The sequence below is a fragment of the Pseudomonas sp. JDS28PS106 genome, assembly GCF_036706555.1.
Lineage (GTDB): Bacteria > Pseudomonadota > Gammaproteobacteria > Pseudomonadales > Pseudomonadaceae > Aquipseudomonas.
The window spans coordinates 89,118-110,393 of sequence record NZ_JBAJGT010000002.1 but is presented as its reverse complement, the minus strand read 5'-3'; the positions used below and the strand labels follow the sequence as shown (position 1 = coordinate 110,393).

22 protein-coding genes are annotated in these 21,276 nt (G+C 62.7%); 7 read left to right on the top strand and 15 right to left on the bottom strand.

The features are described 5' to 3' along the window. Positions 1 to 93: 93 nt before the first annotated feature. Together araG and araH are read left to right on the top strand one after the other, a co-directional pair. Positions 94 to 1,617 (top strand): L-arabinose ABC transporter ATP-binding protein AraG, encoded by a 1,524-nt coding sequence (gene araG / locus TRP66_RS03650; protein ID WP_333399986.1) that lies wholly within the window; start codon positions 94 to 96, stop codon positions 1,615 to 1,617. Positions 1,618 to 1,678: 61 nt separating this feature from the next. Continuing rightward, entirely contained in the window at positions 1,679 to 2,644 is a 966-nt protein-coding gene (araH, locus tag TRP66_RS03645; protein WP_333399985.1) for an L-arabinose ABC transporter permease AraH, read from the top strand. A 42-nt stretch (positions 2,645 to 2,686) separates the two neighbouring features. Here araH and TRP66_RS03640 read toward each other — a convergent pair whose 3' ends face one another. From TRP66_RS03640 to TRP66_RS03605, 8 genes are all read right to left on the bottom strand, one after another. Beyond that, a complete protein-coding gene (locus TRP66_RS03640; RefSeq protein ID WP_333399984.1) occupies positions 2,687 to 3,496 on the bottom strand; it encodes a class I SAM-dependent methyltransferase in 810 nt (269 codons plus the stop codon). Positions 3,497 to 3,706: 210 nt separating this feature from the next. Then, positions 3,707 to 4,156, bottom strand: coding sequence for a helix-turn-helix domain-containing protein (locus tag TRP66_RS03635; protein WP_333399983.1), 450 nt, complete (start codon positions 4,154 to 4,156; stop codon positions 3,707 to 3,709). A gap of 297 nt (positions 4,157 to 4,453) precedes the next feature. Beyond that, entirely contained in the window at positions 4,454 to 5,074 is a 621-nt protein-coding gene (locus TRP66_RS03630) for a PqiC family protein (RefSeq protein ID WP_333399982.1), read from the bottom strand. After that, entirely contained in the window at positions 5,071 to 6,753 is a 1,683-nt protein-coding gene (locus TRP66_RS03625) for a PqiB family protein (RefSeq protein ID WP_333399981.1), read from the bottom strand. The genes TRP66_RS03630 and TRP66_RS03625 overlap by 4 nt, the downstream gene beginning before the upstream one ends. Beyond that, on the bottom strand, positions 6,746 to 7,360 hold the full coding sequence (locus TRP66_RS03620; protein ID WP_333399980.1) for a paraquat-inducible protein A: 615 nt from the start codon (positions 7,358 to 7,360) through the stop codon (positions 6,746 to 6,748). The genes TRP66_RS03625 and TRP66_RS03620 overlap by 8 nt, the downstream gene beginning before the upstream one ends. Continuing rightward, positions 7,357 to 7,986 carry a paraquat-inducible protein A gene (locus TRP66_RS03615; protein WP_333400325.1) on the bottom strand — a complete coding sequence of 210 codons (630 nt, stop codon included), beginning with the start codon at positions 7,984 to 7,986 and terminating at the stop codon, positions 7,357 to 7,359. The genes TRP66_RS03620 and TRP66_RS03615 overlap by 4 nt, the downstream gene beginning before the upstream one ends. A 273-nt stretch (positions 7,987 to 8,259) precedes the next feature. Next, positions 8,260 to 8,556: a protealysin inhibitor emfourin gene (locus tag TRP66_RS03610; RefSeq protein ID WP_333399979.1), complete on the bottom strand. Its 297-nt coding sequence runs from the start codon at positions 8,554 to 8,556 to the stop codon at positions 8,260 to 8,262. A 16-nt stretch (positions 8,557 to 8,572) separates the two neighbouring features. After that, entirely contained in the window at positions 8,573 to 9,640 is a 1,068-nt protein-coding gene (locus tag TRP66_RS03605) for a M4 family metallopeptidase (protein WP_333399978.1), read from the bottom strand. Between the two features lie 295 nt (positions 9,641 to 9,935). Here TRP66_RS03605 and TRP66_RS03600 point away from each other — a divergent pair, with 295 nt between their 5' ends. Then, positions 9,936 to 10,304: an SPOR domain-containing protein gene (locus tag TRP66_RS03600; RefSeq protein ID WP_333399977.1), complete on the top strand. Its 369-nt coding sequence runs from the start codon at positions 9,936 to 9,938 to the stop codon at positions 10,302 to 10,304. 49 nt (positions 10,305 to 10,353) lie between these two features. On the opposite strand, the gene TRP66_RS03595 is transcribed toward TRP66_RS03600, so the two are convergent. After that, on the bottom strand, positions 10,354 to 10,671 hold the full coding sequence (locus TRP66_RS03595) for a DUF883 family protein (protein WP_333399976.1): 318 nt from the start codon (positions 10,669 to 10,671) through the stop codon (positions 10,354 to 10,356). Positions 10,672 to 10,823: 152 nt separating this feature from the next. On the opposite strand from TRP66_RS03595, the gene TRP66_RS03590 reads away from it, so the two are divergent. Next, positions 10,824 to 11,078 carry a hypothetical protein gene (locus tag TRP66_RS03590; protein ID WP_333399975.1) on the top strand — a complete coding sequence of 85 codons (255 nt, stop codon included), beginning with the start codon at positions 10,824 to 10,826 and terminating at the stop codon, positions 11,076 to 11,078. Between the two features lie 35 nt (positions 11,079 to 11,113). Here the strand turns inward: TRP66_RS03590 and TRP66_RS03585 are convergent, their stop codons facing one another. Further along, positions 11,114 to 11,590 (bottom strand): LEA type 2 family protein, encoded by a 477-nt coding sequence (locus TRP66_RS03585; RefSeq protein WP_333399974.1) that lies wholly within the window; start codon positions 11,588 to 11,590, stop codon positions 11,114 to 11,116. 180 nt (positions 11,591 to 11,770) lie between these two features. Here TRP66_RS03585 and TRP66_RS03580 point away from each other — a divergent pair, with 180 nt between their 5' ends. Further along, positions 11,771 to 12,970 carry an acetyl-CoA C-acyltransferase gene (locus TRP66_RS03580; RefSeq protein WP_333399973.1) on the top strand — a complete coding sequence of 400 codons (1,200 nt, stop codon included), beginning with the start codon at positions 11,771 to 11,773 and terminating at the stop codon, positions 12,968 to 12,970. Between the two features lie 75 nt (positions 12,971 to 13,045). Beyond that, complete coding sequence (locus TRP66_RS03575) at positions 13,046 to 13,819, top strand: enoyl-CoA hydratase (RefSeq protein WP_333399972.1); 774 nt, start codon at positions 13,046 to 13,048, stop codon at positions 13,817 to 13,819. On the opposite strand, the gene TRP66_RS03570 is transcribed toward TRP66_RS03575, so the two are convergent. Beyond that, entirely contained in the window at positions 13,806 to 15,740 is a 1,935-nt protein-coding gene (locus tag TRP66_RS03570; RefSeq protein ID WP_333399971.1) for a type VI secretion system Vgr family protein, read from the bottom strand. The two genes, TRP66_RS03575 and TRP66_RS03570, sit on opposite strands and share 14 nt — an antisense overlap. A gap of 302 nt (positions 15,741 to 16,042) precedes the next feature. On the opposite strand from TRP66_RS03570, the gene TRP66_RS03565 reads away from it, so the two are divergent. Next, positions 16,043 to 16,747: a YebC/PmpR family DNA-binding transcriptional regulator gene (locus tag TRP66_RS03565; RefSeq protein WP_333399970.1), complete on the top strand. Its 705-nt coding sequence runs from the start codon at positions 16,043 to 16,045 to the stop codon at positions 16,745 to 16,747. A gap of 171 nt (positions 16,748 to 16,918) precedes the next feature. Here TRP66_RS03565 and TRP66_RS03560 read toward each other — a convergent pair whose 3' ends face one another. The 4 genes from TRP66_RS03560 to TRP66_RS03545 all read right to left on the bottom strand — a co-directional run bounded on the left by TRP66_RS03560 (position 16,919) and on the right by TRP66_RS03545 (position 21,161). Next, positions 16,919 to 18,232 carry a leucine-rich repeat-containing protein kinase family protein gene (locus tag TRP66_RS03560; RefSeq protein WP_333399969.1) on the bottom strand — a complete coding sequence of 438 codons (1,314 nt, stop codon included), beginning with the start codon at positions 18,230 to 18,232 and terminating at the stop codon, positions 16,919 to 16,921. A 92-nt stretch (positions 18,233 to 18,324) separates the two neighbouring features. After that, complete coding sequence (locus tag TRP66_RS03555) at positions 18,325 to 19,464, bottom strand: M14 family metallopeptidase (RefSeq protein WP_333399968.1); 1,140 nt, start codon at positions 19,462 to 19,464, stop codon at positions 18,325 to 18,327. Between the two features lie 234 nt (positions 19,465 to 19,698). After that, the gene (locus TRP66_RS03550) at positions 19,699 to 20,232 is read right to left on the bottom strand and encodes a sigma factor-like helix-turn-helix DNA-binding protein (protein ID WP_333399967.1); all 534 of its coding nucleotides are present in this window, start codon (positions 20,230 to 20,232) and stop codon (positions 19,699 to 19,701) included. Positions 20,233 to 20,693: 461 nt separating this feature from the next. Continuing rightward, positions 20,694 to 21,161, bottom strand: a complete 468-nt coding sequence (locus TRP66_RS03545) for an Lrp/AsnC family transcriptional regulator (protein WP_333399966.1) — start codon at positions 21,159 to 21,161, stop codon at positions 20,694 to 20,696. Positions 21,162 to 21,276: the final 115 nt, after the last annotated feature.

The following is a 21,276-nucleotide window of genomic DNA, read 5'->3' as shown; positions in this document are numbered from 1 at the left end:
GAGACCTGAGAGGGTGGCCGCTGCGCGGCGCACCTTCTCAGCTTCGTTTCATTTCCTTTCAGGGCAGGCACGGACGGCCGAGGAGGGCGAGTCATGCAACAGGCAATCGAATTACATCCCGCGGGCGGGGCGTTGCGCTTCAACGGGATCGGCAAGGTCTTTCCCGGCGTCAAGGCGCTATCTGACATCAGCTTCGTGGCGCGGCCCGGTAGCGTTCATGCGCTGATGGGCGAGAATGGCGCCGGCAAGTCCACGCTGCTCAAGATTCTGGGCGGCTCCTATTACCCTGACAGTGGCACCTTGCAGATCGGCGAGCAGGTTCACCGCTTCAAATCCACCGCTGACAGCATCGCCGCCGGCATTGCGGTCATCCATCAGGAACTGCATCTGGTCCCGGAGATGACCGTCGCCGAGAACCTGCTGCTGGGGCACATGCCCAGCCGCTTCGGGCTGATCAATCGGCGGGCTCTGATGCAAAAGGCCGCGCAGTTGCTCAAGGGGCTGGCCGACGAAATCGATCCCGGTACTCGTCTGGGCGATCTGTCCCTGGGGCAGCGTCAACTGGTGGAAATCGCCAAGGCCATGTCGCGCAACGCGCACGTCATCGCTTTCGACGAACCAACCAGCAGTCTCTCGGCGCGAGAAATCGACCGGTTGATGGCGATCATCGTGCGTCTGCGCGACGAGGGGCGGGTGATTCTCTACGTGTCGCACCGCATGGAAGAAATCTTCCGCGTCTGCGATGCCGTTACCGTGTTCAAGGACGGCCGTTTCGTGCGCACCTTCGAGGACATGGGCGAGCTGGACCACGACCGGTTGGTGACCTGCATGGTCGGTCGCGATATTCAGGACATCTACAACTACCGGCCGCGCCCGCATCTGGGACCGAGTTTGCGTGTCACGGGCCTGCTTGGCCCGGGATTGCAGGAGCCGGTGAGCTTTGCCGTGCAGAAGGGCGAAGTGCTGGGCTTCTTCGGTCTGGTGGGTGCCGGACGCACGGAGTTGTTCCGCCTGCTGTCCGGCCTGACCCGCTGCAGTGCCGGAACCCTGCAACTCGATGGCGAGACCCTGACCCTGCGATCTCCTCGCGATGCCATTGCGGCGGGCATTCTGCTGTGCCCGGAGGACCGCAAGAAAGAGGGCATCGTGCCGCTGTCCAGCGTCGCCGAGAACATCAACATCGGTGCACGGCCCCGGCATGTGAACCTGGGCTGCCTGATCCAGCGGCAGTGGGAGCGGGACAATGCCCGTGAGCGGATTCGCTCGATGAACGTCAAGACGCCTTCGCCTGAGCAGCAGATCCTGTATCTGTCGGGCGGCAACCAGCAGAAGGCGATCCTCGGTCGCTGGCTGTCGATGCCGATGAAAGTCCTGTTGCTGGACGAGCCGACGCGGGGGATCGATATCGGTGCCAAGTCGGAAATCTATCAGATCATTCACGACCTCGCCGCTCAGGGCATCGCGGTGATCGTAGTGTCCAGCGACTTGATGGAGGTCATGGGCATTTCCGACCGGATTCTGGTGATGAGCGAAGGCGCAATCACCGGCGAGCTCAACCGCGACGAAGCCCAGGAGTCACGACTCCTGCAATTGGCATTGCCGCGCACGCGCGGTTGACCTGGGGCGTCTTCGACCTGAACGCGACAACTTCAAAATGAAAAACAAGAAAGAGGTGCGTATGTCTACCGAAACAAGCCTGCGGGCTCCCCGGCAGGGCTTGAACCTGCGCCGGTTCGTCGATGAGTGGGTCATGCTGCTGGCGGCACTTGGCATCTTCGTGCTGTGCGCGGTGTTCATCGATAACTTCCTGTCGCCGTTGAACATGCGCGGGCTGGGCCTGGCGATCTCCACCGTCGGCATTGCCGCCTGCACCATGTTGTATTGCCTGGCTTCGGGGCACTTCGACCTGTCGGTGGGTTCGGTCCTTGCCTGCGCGGGGGTGATCGCCGGGATCGTGATCCGTGATACCGACAGCGTGGTGCTGGGCGTCAGCGCCGCTCTGGCCATGGGCGTGGTGGTCGGCCTGATCAATGGCATCGTGATCGCTAAACTGCGCATCAACGCGTTGATCACGACCCTTGCGACCATGCAGATCGTCCGCGGCCTGGCCTACATCTTTTCCAACGGCAAGGCGGTCGGGGTGTCCAACGAAGGCTTCTTCGTGTTCGGCAACGGCCAGCTCTATGGCGTGCCGGTGCCGATCCTGATCACCATCGCTTGCTTCGTATTCTTCGGCTGGCTGCTGAATTACACCACGTACGGCCGCAACACCATGGCAATTGGCGGCAATCAGGAAGCCGCGTTGCTCGCCGGGGTGCATGTCGACCGGACCAAAATCATCATTTTCGCAGTGCATGGTCTGATCGGTGCGCTGGCGGGCGTGATCCTGGCATCGCGCATGACTTCCGGCCAGCCAATGATCGGCCAGGGCTTCGAACTGACCGTGATCTCAGCCTGTGTATTGGGCGGCGTATCGCTCAGCGGCGGGATTGGCATGATCCGTCATGTCATCGCCGGCGTGCTGATCCTGGCGATCATCGAAAACGCCATGAACCTCAAGAACATCGACACCTTCTACCAGTACGTGATTCGCGGCACCATTCTGCTGCTGGCGGTCATCATCGACCGCATGAAGCGTCGCTAACGTCTTGACGTGCCCCGGCGCGCGCGCCGGGGCATGGCGCGGTCAGGCTCGCTGAACCACGATTTCCAGATACTCCGACGGTACTACCAGCGAGCTGCTCCCCGCCCGGTTGCTGCGTTCCAGCAGATCTACCAGTTCGCCATACAGCGCCTTGGCCTGGTCTTCCTCCAGTCGGCCGAAGGCTTTGTGCACGGGGCCGTACCAGAGGCGGAAGATCTCCGCGAAATGCTCCGCCGAGCGGTAACGGAAGTTGAAAATCCGCCGAGTGACATCGATACGGCCGGCATTACCGTCGAACAACGTGTGCAGATGCGATTCCACGCCCCACATCAGCGGCGAAGCGACGCCGGCCGGCAGTGGCGCATAGCGGCCCAGAATCTTGAACATCTGGCCGATGAAGCCCTCGGGTGTCCAGCACGTCAGGCCGATCCGCCCGCCGGGACGGCAAACCCGACACACCTCTGCGGCCGCACGCGGCTGATCGGGGGTGAACATGACGCCGAACGTCGACAGCACGGCGTCGAAGCTGGCGTCCTCATCGGGCAGATTCTCGGCATCGGCTTCGCGAAAGGTGACATCGAAATGCTCAGCGCGGGTTCTCTCACGGCCGCGTTCGAGCAGGCCTTGCACATAGTCGGTTGAAGTGACCACGCAACCGCGCCGCGCGGCGGCCAGCGTGGCATTGCCATTGCCCGCCGCGACGTCCAGCACGCGTTCGTCATAGCGCAGGTCGCAAGCTTCGGCCAGCAGTTCGCCGGTCAATGCCAGGGTAGTGCCGATCACAGCGTAATCGCCGCTGCCCCAGGCTTCCTTCTGACGCTCTTTGAGCGCTTGCAGGTCCAGAGTGTTCATGGGTCGTTTCCTGTCATGGCAGATTGAGGATGCGAGGATCCTGACCTGCGAATCGGGCAACGAGGTGAGTCCTGGTATGGCTCACGGCGCTACAGGGGCCCGGCGTCGGGAGCGCTCGCTGACAATCCTAGAGCATAGTCGGCGCCCTATGGCTCAGGGGCGCGTCGCGGGTGTCTCGGACAGTCGGCAGGGCCAAGCCGCAACCCGCGCTCAGACCAGGCGCGAGGTCATGTAGATCAGCCGCACGGCGGCGATGGTGAGGGCTTCGGCGTCGCCCTTGATATGTTCGAGCTGGGCCTTGTCCAGATCCGCGGCCTGTACGCGAGCTTCCGCCAGACGCGCCATGTGATAGAGGTTCTGGCTGACATCGTGCAGGCTGCCGTGCAACCGGTTGATGGCCCGGCTCAGTGGCTCCAGGCTGTGCTGGTCCAGAGGCCCGTCGGCAAAACCCGGGCGCTCCGGGCTATGGCCGGTCACCACATAGCTGACGTCGACCCCGGCCGCGGAAATCCGCGAGAGGTAATCGGCTCGGGGAGAGCGTATTCCGTTTTCATAGTTGCCCTGAGCGTTGGTCTCGACGCCGCCGATGGCGCCCATCGCGCTCTGGGACAGCTTGAGTCGCAGCCTTTCCCGCTTCAACCGGGGGCCTATGCCTGTCATTTTTCTATCCTCAAGAAATCGCTTGCCGATCAATGCCGGCTGTACCGCACTTTAAGGGAAGGAACAGGCACATCCGCCTACAACGGGGTCGGTCCAATAATCAGGGCGCGCGCCTATAACATGTCCGGTATGACTTTTATTTCATCCCGCGGGATGATGGCACATTATACATATACGCGGATTTGAAAAGAATCTGCAACACCTGTTTTGGATAAGTCTGAAGGTTGAAGCCCGCCAGATGAGTGGGTCTGGCGAGGGCGGTAGGTCGAACGCGTGCATCGCACCTCGATGCACGGGTCAGCGGCAACCGGCAGCGGTGTCACGGCTCCAGTCCCGGGCCGTCTCGGCGATCTCGTCGGCAAGACGCGCCACGGCTTTCTGATGCGCCACGATCAGGCTATCCATGCCTTCCCCAGCCTGTTCGCGGATCACGCTGCTGCAGGTCAGGTTGGCGCGCTTGCTGCCCGGAACCGCGTCGCCATTGCGCAGGCTGAGGGTCCAGACCACATCGGTCATGGCATAGGCGTTGGGCGCCGATTCGAAGCGGCGCACGTCCGTGCGCACCGACAGCACCGGCCGACTGCCATCCTTGGGCAGACCGGCCATGTCGCGGCCGCCGAAGCGCTGTTCCAGCTGCGCGGTCAGGGCGTCGTGGAACTCGTCGCCGAGCGGCGAGCCCCAGCGCTCGGTGTCCAGAATACCCAGGCTGCCATTGCCCTGACGCACGACCAGCGGCGGCTGATCGACCTGAACCGGCATCAGTACCGGCAGCATTTCGAACTGGAAGGGCGCCGGCCTGGTATTCGGGGCGCCGCCATCCATCGGCGCGATCAAGGTGTAGTAATTGGTCTGGGGCGACGAGCAGGCTACCAGGCCAAGGGCGGCCGCCAGTACGGCAAATGTGAGGCGCGGGATCATGGGTTGGCTTCCAGGTCGATGGCTCGGGAGGAACGGGGCGCGTTGAACGAACGGGGCGCGGCCTCGCTGGTACGGCCACGGATCAGCGCTTCGGGGTGACGGCTGAGGAAGTCGGTCAGCACCCGAACGGAGCGGGCGGTACGCTGGACTTCCTCAAGCGCATGGCCCAACTGCTGGCGAGCCGGCGAGTCGTCCGCCAGAGATTCGTTGGCGGTGCCGAGGGTCTTCTGCGCCTGCTCAAGCGTGCCGCGCATCTGCGGCAATACGCTGCCGTTGACCTGCTTGAGGGTCTTCTGCAGTTCGCTCAGGCTGCCGTTGAGGTTGCCGGCCAGTTCGTCCAGAGGCAGGCGACTGACCTTGTCGACGAAGGCCTGCAGCTGCTCCTGCAGCTTGTCGAAGCTGCCGGGCACGGTCGGGATTTCCATCGGCCGGGCCTTGGGATTAAACGCGACCTTGCCGGCGCGTGGCTCGAAGTCCAGAGCGATGTACAACTGCCCGGTCAGCAGATTGCCGGTGCGCGCCTGGGCGCGCAGACCATTGTTGACGAACATGCCCAGCACCCGGGCCGATTTCTCTTCCTCGCTGCCGCTGCCCGCCAGCTGTTCGATCTTCGATTGCGCAATACCCAGCCGGTCCGGATAAATCACCGCACCGACGATGCCTGGGAACGACTTGGTCGCCGGGTCGTAGTCCAGATCCACCGACACCACGCGGCCGATGTTCACGCCGACGAACTCGACCGGCGAATTGACCGCCATCCCGCGCAGCGACTGGTTGAAGCGCATGCGCACGTAGATCGGCTCTCCATCGGGCGGTGCCATGGCGGTGGTCTGGTCGTCGAAGATCTTGAACTCTGCGTTTTCTTCGGCCGGCACCGCGTTGGGGCTCCAGTTCGGCTCGCGGAAGGCGATGCCGCCCGACAGGATTGAAGTCAGCGACTGGGTGTTGACCTTCAGCCCTGTAGCGCCCACGGACACGTCCACGCCGCTGGCATTCCAGAAACGCGTATCGGTGGTGATGAACTGGTCGTTGGGCGAATTGATGAAGATCTGCAGGTCGACGCCCTTGCCATCCTGCGACAGGTTGTAGGAAACGACCTGACCGACCTGAATGCGGCGGAAATACACTGGCGAGCCGATGTCCAGCGAACCAAGGTCATCGGTATGCAGGGTAAAACGCTTGCCCTTTTCGCCAAAGGTGACGGGGGGCGGTGTTTCCAGTCCGGTGAAATCGCTCTTGGTGTCCTCGGAACTGCCCGGATCGGAACCGATGAATGCGCCGGACAGCAACGTATCGACGCCGGACACGCCATGGGCGCCTATCCGCGGACGCACCACCCAGTACTGGCTGTCGACACGAGTGAACGGGCCGGCGGTATTGTTCAGCTCGATGGTGGCGAGCACGTGGGTACGGTCGTCGCTCAGGCTGATGTCGGTCACCATGCCGATCACCACGTTCTTGTATTTGACCTGGGTCTTGTTGGCCTCCAGACCCTCGGCGGTCAGGAAGCTCACGGTGATGCGCGGGCCCAGGTTCATCCAGTCGTGAAACGCCATGGACAGACCGATGATCCCCGCCACGATGGGCACCAGCCAGATCAGCGAGACGCGCACCCGACGGCGCTTGACCTCCGGGCGCGCGGGCGTCACGGGGTGGTGGGGAGGATTATTTTCAGACATCTTCAACCTCTGCGTCCCAGATAAGCCGGGGATCGAAACTCATGGCGGCGAACATCGTCATCACCACTACCAGACCAAAAAACAGAATACCGATCCGCGGTTCGATCGTGCTCAGCTCGCGGAATTGCACCAGAGACGCGACCAGCGCGACGACCAGCACATCGAGCATCGACCAGTAGCCGATCAGCTCGACGAAACGGTACAGGCGCGCCCGCTCCACCATCGCCCAGCGGCTGCGACGCTGGCAGGTGATCAGCAGCATGCCCAGGACCAGAAACTTGATGCCGGGTACCACGACACTGGCAATGAAGATCAGGATGGCAATATCCCATGAGCCGCTTTCGAAAAACTCGATCACGCCGCTCATGATGGTGTTCTCGCTGCTGTTGCCCAGTAGCGAGGTGTACATCACCGGTAACAGGTTGGCCGGCACGTAGAAGATCAGCCCCGCGATCAGAAACGCCCAGGTACGCGCAAGGCTGTTGGGCTTGCGCCGGTGTACGGCCGAGTCGCAGCGCGGGCAGCAGGTGGCCTGTTCATCGCAGGCGTAGCCGCAGATATGGCAGAGGGCAAGCTTGCGTTCCCGGGCAAAGGGAATCCCGTTCATTGCGGACGAACCCCCAGTTCGTCCCAGAGACGCCGGATGTCACGATTGGCAATCAGCAGAATCAACACCATCAGCATCGCCATGGCCCACAGGCCCACGCCCGGGTGCACATCGAGCATGCCCGAGAGTTTGATGATCGCCACCAGTACCCCGAGCATGCATACCTCCAGCATGCTCCAGGGCCGCAGATGCTCTAGCGCGCGCATGCAGGTTCTGAAACCGGGCGCGATCACGCCTTGCTGGGCATGGATCAGTACCCAGAAGAGCAGGGCGATCTGCAACAGCGGCGCGAAGATGATTGCAAGACCGGCCACCAGGGCGATCAGGGTGATGCGCCCCTGGGCGAGGGCTTCCACCGATTCCCACAGCGTGACCTCGTTGGTCAGGCCTTTCATGTTGATGCTGATCACCGGGAACAGATTGGCGAACAGAAAGAACAACGCCGCGGCGATGGTTAGCGCGAGCAACTGTTCGATGCTCAATCGATGACCGCGACCCAGCAAGGCGTGACAGCGCAGGCAATGGGCCGATTCGCCGCGCTGGAGCGGCAAGGCCTCATAAAGCGAGTCGCAATGCTCGCAAATGAGCAGGCCTTGGTCGGGGGCTGTGGAAGGCTCGGTCGTCATGGATGCCGTTAATGCAGTGGTAGGGTAGGCGGACGGCACGGGAAGATACCTGTTTAATGCTGCCATGGCATGTTTTTGTGCTTGATCGCCACATCTCAAGCATGGACCGCGGCCGGATGGCGGGGTTCAGTATCATCGGGCCATTATGCCGCCCACCGTCCCGTAGGAGCCAGCTTGCTGGCGATCTGCCGTGAAGCGGCAGCTATCTGGCCTGCGGTGGACCAGGTAGGACCGCATCGCCGTCATCGCCAGCAAGCTGGCTCCCACAAGGCCCTATCGACCGGCTCCGCCACGCTTCTGCAAATACCCCAGCAGCTGCCGCGCCGACTGGGGGACGTTGTGGTCATCGAAGGTCAGGCACACCGCCCGCGTGTCGTCTTCAATCGTCAGCTCGTATTGCCTGAGATCGGTGGCGACCTCGGAAAACCTCTGGCCCGATTGGCGCAGACCGCTTTCCTCGACCAGTCGGTGCACGCGCTCGGCTTCGGGCCGGTCGAGGGTGGTGGTGTCGACCTCGCACCTTTTGATCGCTCCGACGAACCCGCCGGATTGCACCAGACACACTCTCATCACGATCTCCTGTGGCTTAGATGTCTATACCAACCGTTTTCCAAGCCGTCTGCACGGCTTTTTTCGCGGACGGGCCGAAGCGAGGATCGGCGGCCACTCTGACGGTCGCCTGGGCGCATTCAACGAACGAGCAGTCCGACGGTAATTGCAGCAGGGTTTCATACCAGATTTTTCCGGCCGCTTCCCAGGCATTGCCACCCAGCGCCTTGGCAGCCAGCACGAAGGCACGGTTCGGAATGCCAGAATTGATATGCACGCCGCCGCGGTCTTTGGGACCGGTATAGATATCGGCCATGTGCGCCGGTTGCGGATCGTCGCCCAGATCGGGGTCGTCGTTGTACGCGGTGCCAGGGTTTTCCATGTCCCGGATCCCGCGGCGGGTGGGGGCGGGCACCAGCAGTTCGCTGCCGATCAACCAGCTGGACTGTTCCGCGCTGGTGCCTTGTTTCCACTGGCGTACAAGGATGCCGAACACATCGGCGAAGTGCTCGTTCAGCGCACCCGGCTGACCCTGGTAGACGAGATTGGAGGTAAACGCCTGGACGCCGTGGGTCAGTTCGTGGCCGATGACCTCCAGGCTGCTGGTGAAACGGTTGAACACCACGCCATCGCCATCGCCGTAGGCCATTTGGCTGCCGTTCCAGTAGGCGTTGCTCAGCGGCACGAAATCCCCGTCGAATCCGACTTCGGCCACATGCGCCGTCGACACCAGGCTCATGCCCGCGTCATCCAGAGAGTTGCGGCCGAACAGTTCAAGAAAGAAGTCATAGACATCCCCCGAGCCATCGAAGGCTTCGTCCAGCGCCGGGTCACCGGTCGGCCGGTCACCTTCGGAGCGCTTGAGGACACCGGGCAGACGGTCGGTGCCCTGGGCGTCGTAGACCATCCTGTGGCGGTTTCCGTCGGGAGACTGCACGGCCAGCAGGGTGGGCATGACCCGCGCGGTCAGGCGCGAGGCCACGAATGCCGAGCTGCTGGCGAGGTTGACGATTGCCCGCGCCCTGGGGACGGCCTGCCCCGATAGCGCCATGTGTTCGAGGATATACGGCGGGATGATGCACTGCAGCGGGTTGCGATTGCACATTGACGGACTCCTGTTGATCATCACGACGGCAGCTTCGCCTTGGCAGAGCATAGACAGTTCGGAATAACGAGCTTCAAGCTTCACACTCTGACCCGCAGTGACAGACAGGCGCGGGCAGCGGGAATCAGCGCCAGGAAATATTTCATTACAGGATCAGGCGGCGTGGCCCAAGCCCGATGTGCGGGCGTTATCCTCGATTACACGGCTGCCGCGCCCGCGGCACCACGACGCACCTCGGCACATCGCCGGGCGGCAGTGCTAGACTCGCGCCACTTCAGACGAGGAGCAGACGTTCGTGCGCAAAACGGTAATGATCATGGCAGTGCTGGCGCTGGCAGGCTGCGATGCAGGTAGCTCCAAGAGTTCGCAGTCAGCTTCATCGCAACCGCCGGCCCCGATTCGACAGGCCGAGCAGGACCCTGCGACAGCGAGCGGCAAGTGGTTCATCCAGATGAACTCCCGCGAGGCGGTCAGCGATATCAGTGCCTGGTTGCTGGAGCGTGGCTATGCGCCGGTCATCGTGGTGGTGGACGGCAAGCAGCAGATGCAGGTAGGGCCGTATGAGAGTCAGGCGGCGGCGGAAGAACAGCGCGTCGCGCTGCAGGCCAAGGTCGCCAAGTCACACCGGCTGGCGGAGCCTTCGGTTGTTCGGCGCGCCGAATGACCCTGCGGCATGACGGACCGGCCTGATACCGGCCTGCCATGCCGAACGATCAACGACGACCCAGCAGCAGGCCGACGATCAGTCCGAAGCCAGCCGAGGCCGCAACGGTCTGCCACGGATGCACGCCGATGTAGTTTTCAGTCGCTTCGACGACGGGCTTGGTCTTTTCGCGCACGCTGGCGACCGAGTCCATTGCCTGACGCAGTTTGAGGCTGACCTGAGCGCGCAGGGTTTCGGCTTCTTCGCCCACCAGGGTCGAGCTGTCCTTGAGCAGTTTGTCCGATTCTTCGATCAGCGCCTGCAGCTCGCTGAACGCCTGATCCTTGATCTGGTCGGCGGCGTTCTTGGCAGTGGTGTTACGGGCCATGGTGTTTTTCCTTCAGTTGATGGCGTAAGTGACCAATGGAGTCCACGAACCCGTGAAAAGTTGCACGGCGGTCTCGCGGTCGGTTGGCGCAGGCGTTCAGTCATGGCACGCGGCGGTGTAACATGGCGAAGTTTTCAGTTACAGGTGATCGTATGAGTTTCAATCTGGCCAATCGGTCTCTTCCTGAGCGCGCCGCCATCGAGGACGAAAAATCCCGTCTGTTCGAGCTGTGGCAGAGCAACCTGGGCAAGGCCAAGGGCGAAGCGGCCCGGCTGATGGCGGAGCGCGGCAAGCGCAAGGGCAAGTGGTCGGAGTGGGTTCGCTCCGAACTGGATGCCATGAGTCCGCCCGAATACGCCAATATGGTGCGCAGTGAAGTCAATCGTCTGATGGCGGCGGCCCGCTAGGGTCCCGGTACCAGAGTCCCTTTACCAGAGTCCCGTCAGTAGCCGCTGCCATAGCCTCGCGGCAGGCTCAGCGTGCCGCTGTCTTCGAACCGCATCGTGCCGAAGACGCCGCCCGCCAGCTTGCCACGCAGCGTATAAGGCAGGTTGTCCAGGCGCCCGGTCTCCGTCAGGCCCACCGCCTGACGCAAGGCCGCGAAGGCCGAGACGCTGACCGGCACCACCAGCACGACTTCCGAAAACCTGCCGATGGTGCCTTGCTGATCGCTCACGCCCGACGCCAGCAACCGGTCGTTCACGTCCAGCTCCAGCGCCACGCCGCTGTATTCGATGGTCGTCTCATTGGGGTTCTGCAACCGCAGCCTGACCGCCATTCGCACCTCCAGCCCCTGGCCAGGAAGCGGATCGATACCGACCACGTTGATATTCAGCGGGTCGCGGTTGGGGAACAGCGCACAGGCGGTCAAGGCCAGTACAGCGGCCATTGTGCATAACAAGCGGACAAAACCGGTCATCTTCTGCGGCTCCAGGGGCAATATGCGCTCTGACCACAGCCGCGCGCGGATATTCGCGGCCGTGGCCGCTCGCCTTCGCTCAAATACCCGCTAATCTGCCCAATCTGACCATTGCCCGACGCAGCCTGCGGGTCGATGATCTGTGCGATGCCAATAATAACAATCGTCAGGAGGTGAACCATGGCCCTTGAACAGCAGCAGACCGACCCGGTCGTCATCGTCAGTGCCGCCCGCACCCCGATGGGCGGATTCCAGGGGGAACTGCAAAGCCTCAGCGCGACGCGCCTGGGGTCGGCGGCCATCCAGGGCTGCGTGGAGCGCGCCGGCATCGAGCCGGGCGCTGTCGAAGAGGTTCTGTTCGGCTGCGTGCTGCCGGCGGGTCTCGGTCAGGCGCCGGCCAGGCAGGCGGCGCTGGGAGCAGGGCTGGGCACCGCGACCCTGTGCACGACAGTCAACAAAATGTGCGGCTCGGGGATGCAGACTGCGATTCTTGCCCACGACCTGTTGATCAACGGCAGCGCGAGGGTCGTGGTAGCCGGCGGCATGGAGAGCATGTCGAATGCGCCTTACCTGCTGGACCGGGCTCGCGGCGGATACCGCATGGGCCACGGCCGGGTGCTGGACCATATGTTCTTCGACGGACTGGAGGATGCATTCGAGCCGGGTCGTCTGATGGGCACTTATGCCGAAGACTGCGCGCAGGCCAACGGCTTTGATCGCGAGGCTCAGGATGCCTACGCCATGGCGTCCCTGACCCGCGCCCAGGCGGCGATCGAGAACGGCTGGTTCGACGAGGAAATCGTTCCGGTCCAGGCCACCATCGGCAAGGAAACCCGGGAGATTCGTCATGACGAACAGCCTCCACGGGCCCGTCCCGACAAGATTCCCACCCTCAAGCCTGCGTTCCGCAAGGACGGAACCGTCACTGCGGCCAACTCCAGCTCCATCTCCGATGGCGCCGCCGCACTGCTGTTGATGCGTCTGTCCGAGGCGTCGCGCCGTGGTCTGAAACCCCTGGCGAAAATTGTCGGGCACGCGGCGTTCGCCGACGAGCCGGGGCTGTTCACCACAGCACCGATCGGTGCGATCCAGCGTCTGCTGCCCAAGACAGGCTGGACCGTGGACGACGTCGATCTGTTCGAAATCAACGAAGCCTTCGCGGTGGTGCCGATGGTGGCGATGAAGCGTCTGGAACTGTCGCATGACAAGGTCAACGTGCATGGCGGGGCCTGTGCGCTGGGCCATCCGGTGGGTGCGTCGGGCGCGCGCATCCTAGTGACCCTGCTGGCGGCCCTGCGGCGTCGCGGGCTGACGCGGGGTGTCGCCGCCATCTGCATCGGTGGTGGCGAGGCGACGGCAATGGCAATCGAAGTGCTTTGATGTGACATGGACAGTGAGCGCGCGGGCGATGTTACCCGTGCGCCACGGTCAATCAGTCTGAACAGGAACCCTTGCATGAGTTACGAGACCCTTCTTCTGGAGCGCCAGGGCCGGGTGGCACTGCTGACCCTCAACCGCCCCAAGGCGCTCAACGCGCTGAACGCGCAGCTGATCGACGAGCTTAATCACGCGCTCGACGCACTGGAGCGAGATCCGGGCGTCGGCTGCATCGTGCTCACCGGATCGGCCAAGGCATTCGCGGCGGGCGCCGATATCAAGGAAATGGCGGATCTGGTCTATCCGCAGATCTATCTTGACGACTTGTTCGCCGAGAGTGATCGCGTGGCGGCCCGGCGCAAGCCGATGATCGCGGCAGTCGCCGGCTTCGCCCTGGGCGGTGGGTGCGAACTGGCGCTGATGTGCGATTTCATTCTGGCCGCGGATAACGCGCGGTTCGGCCAGCCCGAGATCAATCTGGGAGTGTTGCCGGGCATGGGCGGCACCCAGCGCTTGACCCGGGCGGTGGGCAAGGCCAAGGCGATGGATATGTGCCTGACCGGCCGGCTGATCGATGCCGACGAAGCGGAACGCGCCGGCCTGGTGGCCCGTGTGGTACCGGTCGAACGTCTGCTGGAGGAAGCGCTGGCTGCCGCGGCAAGCATTGCCGCCAAATCGCTGCCGGTGGCGATGATGGTCAAGGAGAGCGTCAACCGGGCTTTCGAGGTCGGGCTGGCCGAGGGTGTCCGTTTCGAGCGTCGAGTTTTCCATGCGGCCTTTGCCAGCCAGGACCAGAAGGAAGGCATGCAGGCCTTCATCGAAAAGCGCGAGCCGCAGTTCAAAGGCTGTTGAGCCTAAAAGCCCGGCGCTGCCGCTCGGTCCAGTTCTGCTGAAACCAGGCGCGCAGCGTCAGGCAGTGCCCGGGATAAACCAGGCACAACGTTTGGGGCTCGGCGTTATACAGGGTTGCCAGGGTCCGGCGCTGAGTGGCGCTCAGACCGAGGTAGCCTTGGGCGTCGGTTGTGCCTTCGAACAGGATATGGCGCGGATCGATTCTCGGTAGATGCTCCAGGCCGGGCTGAGCCATGCGGACGATGTACCAGGCGCAGTCGGCCAGGGGCTCACCTTGCGGACCCGCCTGGAGGCTCAGCCGCAGGTCGGGGCCCGCGCCGGGTTCCGGCTGCCAGGCAGACAGCCGTACGGCGGGCATTCCATTCAATTGAATACCACGCTCGGAAAGCTCGACTGTGCCGTGCGCGCTCTGAAAGCGCAGTGTGTGCCGTGCGCGAACCTGCAGGCGCTGACCGCTGGCGGCGCTCACGACGGCCTGCGACGCGCAAACGTCCACTCCATCCAGACGAATCTGCAGGGGCGTCGAGCGCTCCTGTTCGGCTTCGAGACCACAGATGACGGGGCGCTGCGGATCACCGTCGAGATGCGCTACCAGCACCCGCGCGCCCGGGGGCAGGGTAGCGAGATCGGTCTGCGTGCCGCGCAGCACTTGCGCCAGCGGCCATGCCGAAGTTGACCCAGGTGGCTGGACCGTCTGCCAGTCGTAACGCACCGATACCAGCCCTGGATCATCGAGCGGGGCGTTCATGACCGTGGCCGGCTGTTCGCCGTGCACCCGCGGCCCAGGGTGTTCGAGCCGAGGGCGAAAGGTCATGGCCCAGGGCAGGGCCTCGAAACGGTTGCGATATCCCTGGGGTGGGGCGCCGTCGTCCCAATCCGACGAGCCTTGCTGGACGCCGGCGACAATGGCGGCAATGTCATGAGGGTCCAGGCCTTCGAGTACCTCGAATCGGGCAAGACGGTGTTCAACGCCGGTGGTCAGCCACTGGTCGTTGAGCAAGGCTTGCGGGTGGTCCAGGACCTGAACGACCATCCCGCTACGCAGGTCAGGCTGGTCGCTGGCGCCGCGCACCCGGTACCGCGCGCAGCGCAGCCGTTCGAGTTCGCGCATGGCGCGCTGCCGCTGCAGGCCCCGGTCGATATCGGCAAGATGAGGCGCGTCGGCCATATCGATTGTTTCGTTGAGCGCAGAATTCACGATGCAGGCGTCGAACTCGGATGACGTCAAAGCTTCCGTGTCCGGGGTGCCGACGGGCATCGGCGCCGCCACGCAGGCGGCTGACCAATGCTGCGCGAAATGCCGCAACGCCGGCTCGCCGCTGTCCGGATCAAAGCGCAGTGGCGACGAATGTTCGGCGAAACTGGCTGGGTCGTCGGCGAACACCAGACGATGCCGTTGGCGGCTGTGCTCGAAGCGAAAGTGTATGCCTTCTTCTTCGCAGATCCGGCACAGAAACTGTAGATCGGTCTCGTCATACTGGACCCGTACGGCCAGGAGGGGATAAAGCCCGGTCAGCCTGTCGAACGCATAATCACAGTTCTCCAGGCCGTGCTCGTCCAGCAGGCGAGCGATGAGGCCCGGAGTCGTGAGATTGGTGTGCACGCGGCGCCGACGACGCTGTTCCAGGCGCTGCAGTCCGGGCGCGAGAGTGAGTCGATAATGACTCTGGCAGGTCCCGGCATAAAGCTGAACGGCCTGTTGAATCTGGCCGTGAATCCCGTGGTCCGCCGTTCCGAAACCGAGAAAGGCAGTGCGTCCTGCCCAGTCCGAGACGTCCGTATGAGGATCATTTGCGATCAGATCGATGTCATAGCGATACACCTCGTTCAGGCCGTCCCGTCCCCGGAAACCCAGGACCCGCAGTTCCAGCCGGCAATCGGCAATCGCCAGGGTGACAGGCATCGGCTGGTTGTCGTGCATACAGGTTCTCGCTCCTTGACATGAAGGTGCGCAGAGTACGAGATGCGGCGGGAGAACAGCGTGCGTGAGCGACAATTCGGAAAATGCCTACAAATCAAAACGAATCGCGGGGTGAGGGCACGCATGAAAACTCTGGCAGGAGCGATCGACGGCCTCAGGGGTTTCATCTGGCGCCAGCGCGTATAAAATGCGCGCGGCCGAGGCGTCATCATCGGTAACCATTTTTCAGCGCTTCGTCGTCGCCGACTTTCGCACCTGATGCGGATGCCGACGGCGAGGCCTACGGATCAAGAGAGCAGAACATGGGCGCACAGTGGAAGGTCAAGCATAAAGAAGCGGCAGCCAATGCCAAGGGCAAGATTTTCGGCAAGCTGTCCAAGGAAATCATGATCGCTGCGCGCTCAGGTGCCGACCCCGACATGAACTCGCGCCTGCGCCTGGTCGTCGAGCAGGCCAAAAAGGCTTCGATGCCGCGTGAAACCCTGGAGCGTGCAATCAAGAAGGGCGCCGGACTGCTGGGCGACAGCGTCACCTTCGAGCGCCTGACCTACGAAGGTTTCGCGCCGCACCGGGTGCCAGTGATCGTCGAATGCCTGACCGACAACATCAACCGCACCGTGTCGGAAATCCGCGTGCTGTTCCGCAAGGGCCAGCTGGGCGCGGCGGGCTCGGTTTCCTGGGACTTCCTGTATCAGGGCATGATCGAAGCGGTGCCGACCTCGCCGGACGCTGACCCGGACGAAGCCGCCATCGAAGCCGGTGCCCAGGACTGCGAGCCGGGAGAGGACGGCGTTACGCTGTTCCTCACCGAGCCGACCGACATGGACGCGGTCTGCAAGCAGCTGCCTGAATTCGGTTTCACGGTGCAGTCGGCGCAACTGGGCTACCGCCCCAAGAGCACGGTCGACGGCCTGAGCGACGAGCAGATGGCGGAAGTCGAGGCCTTCCTCGAAGCCATCGACAACCATGACGACGTGCAGAACGTCTACGTCGGTCTGGCCGGTTAAGAAGGCGCCCGCACAGCCCGCGGACACCTGTCGAGGTGGCCGCGGGTGCGGTGTGTCAGGTAGATCGCCTCATCATTCATCGCCAGCAAGCTGGCTCCCACGGTGTAGGAGCGAGCTTGCTCGCGATCTGCCGCACAGAGGCAGCAGACCGGGCAATGGGCGACGGACGGATCAAATGCTCATTGCCCGCAGACGGCGGGCGACCTCCGGCATCGCTGGACGGCGTTCGACGTCGGCCTGGGTGCAGTCCCGCTCCAGCTGGCGTAGCTGATCCAGAGGCCCGGTTTCTCCGGTCGGGCGTTCACACCTGTCCAGTAACTCGCCCAGCAGTATTCCGTAGGCCCGGGTTTCGATGCGCTGCAGCGCGAGGCTCGCTTCGGACCCTGAGGCGGGCTCGGGCAGAAAGGACGCAGCGCCGAAGTCTCCCAGCAGGCAACGGCCGTCCGGCTCCCACAGGATATTGTGTCCATACAGGTCGCCATGGGTAATGCCCTGTGTGTGCAGGTGCGCCGTGACCGAGGCGATATCGGTTGCCAGCCGCAGCAGTACCCCAAGTGCGATGCGCAGATCTGCTCGATAGACGTCTCGCGTGCAGGAGTCCAGGCTGGGCGGCCCGGCGAGATTGGAGAACGTCGGCGCGATCAGCTCCATCACCAGCCCGCGAGTCGCTTGCGGATGCCGGTCGATCCGGCCTAGCACGCCGATCAGTTGCGGATGAGCGCCGGCGGCGATGCAGGCCGCCATTTCGTTCAGCGGCGAGCCATCGCTGGTCACCTCGCCTTTGTACAGTTTGACCGCGACCGGCAGCGGTCCCGATTCGGCGTTCCACCGCGCCTGCTGAATGACCCCGGAAGCGCCTTCGCCCAGGCGTTGCTCCAGATGCAGGTCTTCCCAGGGAATCTCTCGAATTGCCCTCTGAACCGGTGGCCTGCTCAACGGATTGTCGCCATGCGCCAGCCAGGCCAGCGCGGGCAGGTTGAGCAACCAGTGGGGCAGGCTGGTCAGACGATTGGCCGAGATCCGCAGCAGCTCAAGCTGGTGGCAGGCCGACAGATCAGGCAGGCGCGTCAGGCGATTGCCCGCCAGCATCAGCTTCTGCAGCTGCGTTCGCTTGCCCAGTTCATCGGGCAGCGACTCGATCCAATTGTCGGTCAGGATCAGCCAGCGTAAGGCAGGCGGCAGCGCCTCGGCCGGTACGTGCTGAATCCGGTTGGCCTTGAATCCGACGATGCGCAGTCGCTGGCACTGACCGATGCAGGCCGGCAGCTCATTGAACCGGTTATCGGAGCCGAACAGCACTTCGAGCCGATGCAGGCGGTGCAGGTCATGGGGCAGGCTGTCCAGAGCGTTACCGCTCAGGTTCAGGACTTGCAGCGAGTCGGCAAGCTCGAATATTTCCGGCGGGAAGTCGGTCAGCCCGCAGGACAGGTCCAGGCGTTTGATGCCGGCGAGTCTGCCGGCACGCAGGTCTGCGAGGGTATGCATGAGAGAGGGCCTGGTCTGGAAAAAAGTCGCCATGATAACGGGTGACGGGCGGCCAGGCTCGCGCGAACGTCACCATTCGCGCGAGATCCCGGTCAAGGTCGCAACAGAGGCACCATTTCCGACAATACGGTCAGCACGTCTCGGCCCAGTTGCGCCGAACGTTTGCCGTTCCAGCCGGTGTGTGGGTCTGGCGCGTTGTCGTTGTCCTTGAAGGGCATTTCCAGCGTCAGTGACAGGCACTGGTAGCGCTCGCCGACGCTGTTGCATGCCAGGTTCATGTTGGCCTGGCCCGGGGCGCTGCGGGGGTAGCCGTGAACGCTCTGGAAGTCCACGGTGATTTCACCCAGCCTGCGACGGAAGTGAGCCTCTAACTGTTCCTGATGCGGCGTATAGCCGGGATTGCCTTCGCAGGCGGCGGTGAATACGTAGGGAATTTCTTCATCGCCGTGCACGTCCAGAAACATGTCGACGCCATGGTGCTCCATCTGCTGCTGGACAAAGAACACTTCGGGACTGAGCGCTTCGCTGCTGTCCTGCCACGCGCGGTTGAGATCCTTGCCCCGCGCATTGGTCCGCAGGTTGCCGTGGAAAGCGCCGTCGGGATTCATGTTCGGCACCAGGTAGAGATCGGCGCGGGCCAGCAGCTCGACGATGACGGGATCGTCATTGCGCTGCAGCCGGTCGATCACGCCTTCGATGAACCATTCGGCCATGTGCTCTCCGGGATGCTGCTGGGCAATCATCCAGATCCTGCGTTTGCCCGGTGCGCCGTCGCCCTTGCGCAGCAACGGGATGTCGCGACCTTCAACGCTGCGCCCGGTCGCCAGGCACTGGATGCCGGGTTGCGCGAGGGCCTGCTTGATCAGCCACGCATGACGCTCGCGCGGGTAGGGTTCGAAGTAGGCGAACCAGACCCGGTTCTCGCTCGGAGCCAGGCTGAAATTGAGCGCCTTGCCATCGAAGTTCGACGGGACCCGAAACCAGTGCTGATGATCGTACGACGCTACCGCGTTATAGCCCGTCCAGGCACTGTTGAACGCCGATTCGCTGGCATTGACGAGGCTGAAATGGTGATCCTCGCCGATTTCGAGTCCTTCGACGCAAAAATGAAACCACTGGAAGTGAGCGCTTGCGACGTCAGGCCGGATGGCCAGCGTCACGCGTTCACGGTCGCTGGCGTCGAGTACCTGAATGTTGCCGCTGTCGAAATCTGCGCTGATGGAGAGGGTCACGGTAGGTTCCTGTTCAGGTTGAGTGCCGGAGCAAGCGGCTACTCTACACCGAACAGTTGTGAACTCGGAGGGTGGCATCCGTGACTGCTGAGCTGACGCACGAGAGCAATGTGTAAGGCGCACCCTGTAGGAGCCAGCTTGCTGGCGATACCCCAACACAGGTTGCATTGCAAACCGCCGGCAAGCTGGCTCCTACAGGGCAGATCGGCAGAAATGCGACGCATTTGGATCAAATCAGCTGAAAGCTTCCGCGGTCATCATCAGACCGCAGACGAACGCCGCCAGGACGCACCACAGCAGCCCGGCGCGCCGTTTGCGGTGATGCCAGCCGGTTGCGCCGAGCAGGGCCGCTGGGGCGCGAAGCTGACGCCAGGAGTGTTCGCTGACCTGAAACGCCGTCAGGTGAGCCGCGTCGGCATCCAGCCAGTGACGAAACTCGATACGCTGGCTGGCGGTCGCCGCCGGGCTCTGCAAATGAACGTACCAGCGATTGGCCTGCTCCTGCACCGGGTCGTCCGGTTGCGCCTCGTGTCGCTGTGCATGACGCAGGACGCGAGCCATGTCGCGCTCGACTTTCGGAACGTCGATTTCCAGGAGGCTGGCGATCTGCGCGTAGGAGTAATCATCGAGACGGCTGAGCAGAAATACCTGCCGAGTACGGCGCGATAGTTTTGCCAGGCGCCGACTCAGGGCTCTGGATTGCGCAGTAGCCTCGGCCCCGCCGCTGTGAGAGGGCAGATGCAACAATGATGCGAGTGAAGTGCTCATGCTGTGCTCCCGCTGATCTTCCATAGAAAGTGCTCCTCGAGTCGATAGGCTGCGTCCATGACGAATGCAGCATAGTGCACACGAGAATCATTCTCAAGTAAAAATGGCTTTCTGTTGCGTAAAAAACCGGACGCCTGACCTGTTTGACATCGCAGATAGCCTGACTTGTCAGGTCGTTTTGTTATGATGCGCGGCAGGCGTCACCACAAGACTTCATTAGCCTGAAGCAGCGGAACCAAAACGAAAGCAAAAAAAGACCCGGCAAAAGAGCCGGGTCAAAAACCGTGATTAGCCTGATGAGGAGATAATCCGGGGGCGACCTAAGCCCCTGGCTTATCCAGCCAGTCTCGCGACCGGCTGATGCAATAGTAATCATTATCATTTGCAAGTCAAACCTTTTTCTACGCTCGATAGAAAGAATTGTCTGACCCCGCCTCCAGCCCCCTTCCTGACCACACTGCTTAGCCCAACGGCAATTCGGTGGTGCGCTTGACCGTACTCATCGCGATATTCGAGTGCGCTTCCTGCACATGAGGCAGTTGCAGCAGGTGGTCCCGCAGAAAGCGTTCGTACCCGGAAATATCCTGGGCGATGACCTTGAGCATGAAATCCATCTCGCCGGCCATGGTGTAGCACTCCAGGACCTCGGGGTGGCCGATGATCGCGTTCTCGAATTCCGCCAGATAGCGACGTCCATGGCCCGAAAGCTTGACGTTGACGAACACTGTCATTCCCAGACCAAGCTTCTGTGCATCGAGCAAGGCCACCGTGCGTTCGATCACCCCTTCCTCTTGAAGCCTGTGAATCCGCCGCCAGCAGGGTGACTGGGAGAGTTCGACCCGCTCGGCGATTTCGGCGGCCGACAGATTGGCGTCGTGCTGGAGCAGGCGCAGGATCCGGCGGTCGATAGGGCTGAGCTTGAGCTGCATGATTTGTCCCTGTTTTTTATTTTTATCGAAGAAAACATGCTCAATATCAGCAGATGTTTTGGATTTTAGAAAGAAAAAGCCTGTTTTCTACAGGCAGTCTATTGTCAGGACTGCC

Excerpts from the sequence above, each read along its gene's own strand:
- TRP66_RS03620 (WP_333399980.1), bottom strand. The coding sequence starts at position 7,360 with ATGAACGGGATTCCCTTTGCCCGGGAACGCAAGCTTGCCCTCTGCCAT.
- TRP66_RS03615 (WP_333400325.1), bottom strand. The coding sequence starts at position 7,986 with ATGACGACCGAGCCTTCCACAGCCCCCGACCAAGGCCTGCTCATTTGC.
- TRP66_RS03565 (WP_333399970.1), top strand. The coding sequence starts at position 16,043 with ATGGGCGCACAGTGGAAGGTCAAGCATAAAGAAGCGGCAGCCAATGCC.
- araH (WP_333399985.1), top strand. The coding sequence starts at position 1,679 with ATGTCTACCGAAACAAGCCTGCGGGCTCCCCGGCAGGGCTTGAACCTG.
- TRP66_RS03640 (WP_333399984.1), bottom strand. The coding sequence starts at position 3,496 with ATGAACACTCTGGACCTGCAAGCGCTCAAAGAGCGTCAGAAGGAAGCC.
- TRP66_RS03635 (WP_333399983.1), bottom strand. The coding sequence starts at position 4,156 with ATGACAGGCATAGGCCCCCGGTTGAAGCGGGAAAGGCTGCGACTCAAG.
- TRP66_RS03595 (WP_333399976.1), bottom strand. The coding sequence starts at position 10,671 with ATGGCCCGTAACACCACTGCCAAGAACGCCGCCGACCAGATCAAGGAT.
- TRP66_RS03625 (WP_333399981.1), bottom strand. The coding sequence starts at position 6,753 with ATGTCTGAAAATAATCCTCCCCACCACCCCGTGACGCCCGCGCGCCCG.
- TRP66_RS03605 (WP_333399978.1), bottom strand. The coding sequence starts at position 9,640 with ATGTGCAATCGCAACCCGCTGCAGTGCATCATCCCGCCGTATATCCTC.
- TRP66_RS03575 (WP_333399972.1), top strand. The coding sequence starts at position 13,046 with ATGAGTTACGAGACCCTTCTTCTGGAGCGCCAGGGCCGGGTGGCACTG.
- araG (WP_333399986.1), top strand. The coding sequence starts at position 94 with ATGCAACAGGCAATCGAATTACATCCCGCGGGCGGGGCGTTGCGCTTC.
- TRP66_RS03610 (WP_333399979.1), bottom strand. The coding sequence starts at position 8,556 with ATGAGAGTGTGTCTGGTGCAATCCGGCGGGTTCGTCGGAGCGATCAAA.
- TRP66_RS03545 (WP_333399966.1), bottom strand. The coding sequence starts at position 21,161 with ATGCAGCTCAAGCTCAGCCCTATCGACCGCCGGATCCTGCGCCTGCTC.
- TRP66_RS03560 (WP_333399969.1), bottom strand. The coding sequence starts at position 18,232 with ATGCATACCCTCGCAGACCTGCGTGCCGGCAGACTCGCCGGCATCAAA.
- TRP66_RS03590 (WP_333399975.1), top strand. The coding sequence starts at position 10,824 with ATGAGTTTCAATCTGGCCAATCGGTCTCTTCCTGAGCGCGCCGCCATC.
- TRP66_RS03585 (WP_333399974.1), bottom strand. The coding sequence starts at position 11,590 with ATGACCGGTTTTGTCCGCTTGTTATGCACAATGGCCGCTGTACTGGCC.
- TRP66_RS03570 (WP_333399971.1), bottom strand. The coding sequence starts at position 15,740 with ATGCACGACAACCAGCCGATGCCTGTCACCCTGGCGATTGCCGATTGC.
- TRP66_RS03580 (WP_333399973.1), top strand. The coding sequence starts at position 11,771 with ATGGCCCTTGAACAGCAGCAGACCGACCCGGTCGTCATCGTCAGTGCC.
- TRP66_RS03630 (WP_333399982.1), bottom strand. The coding sequence starts at position 5,074 with ATGATCCCGCGCCTCACATTTGCCGTACTGGCGGCCGCCCTTGGCCTG.
- TRP66_RS03550 (WP_333399967.1), bottom strand. The coding sequence starts at position 20,232 with ATGAGCACTTCACTCGCATCATTGTTGCATCTGCCCTCTCACAGCGGC.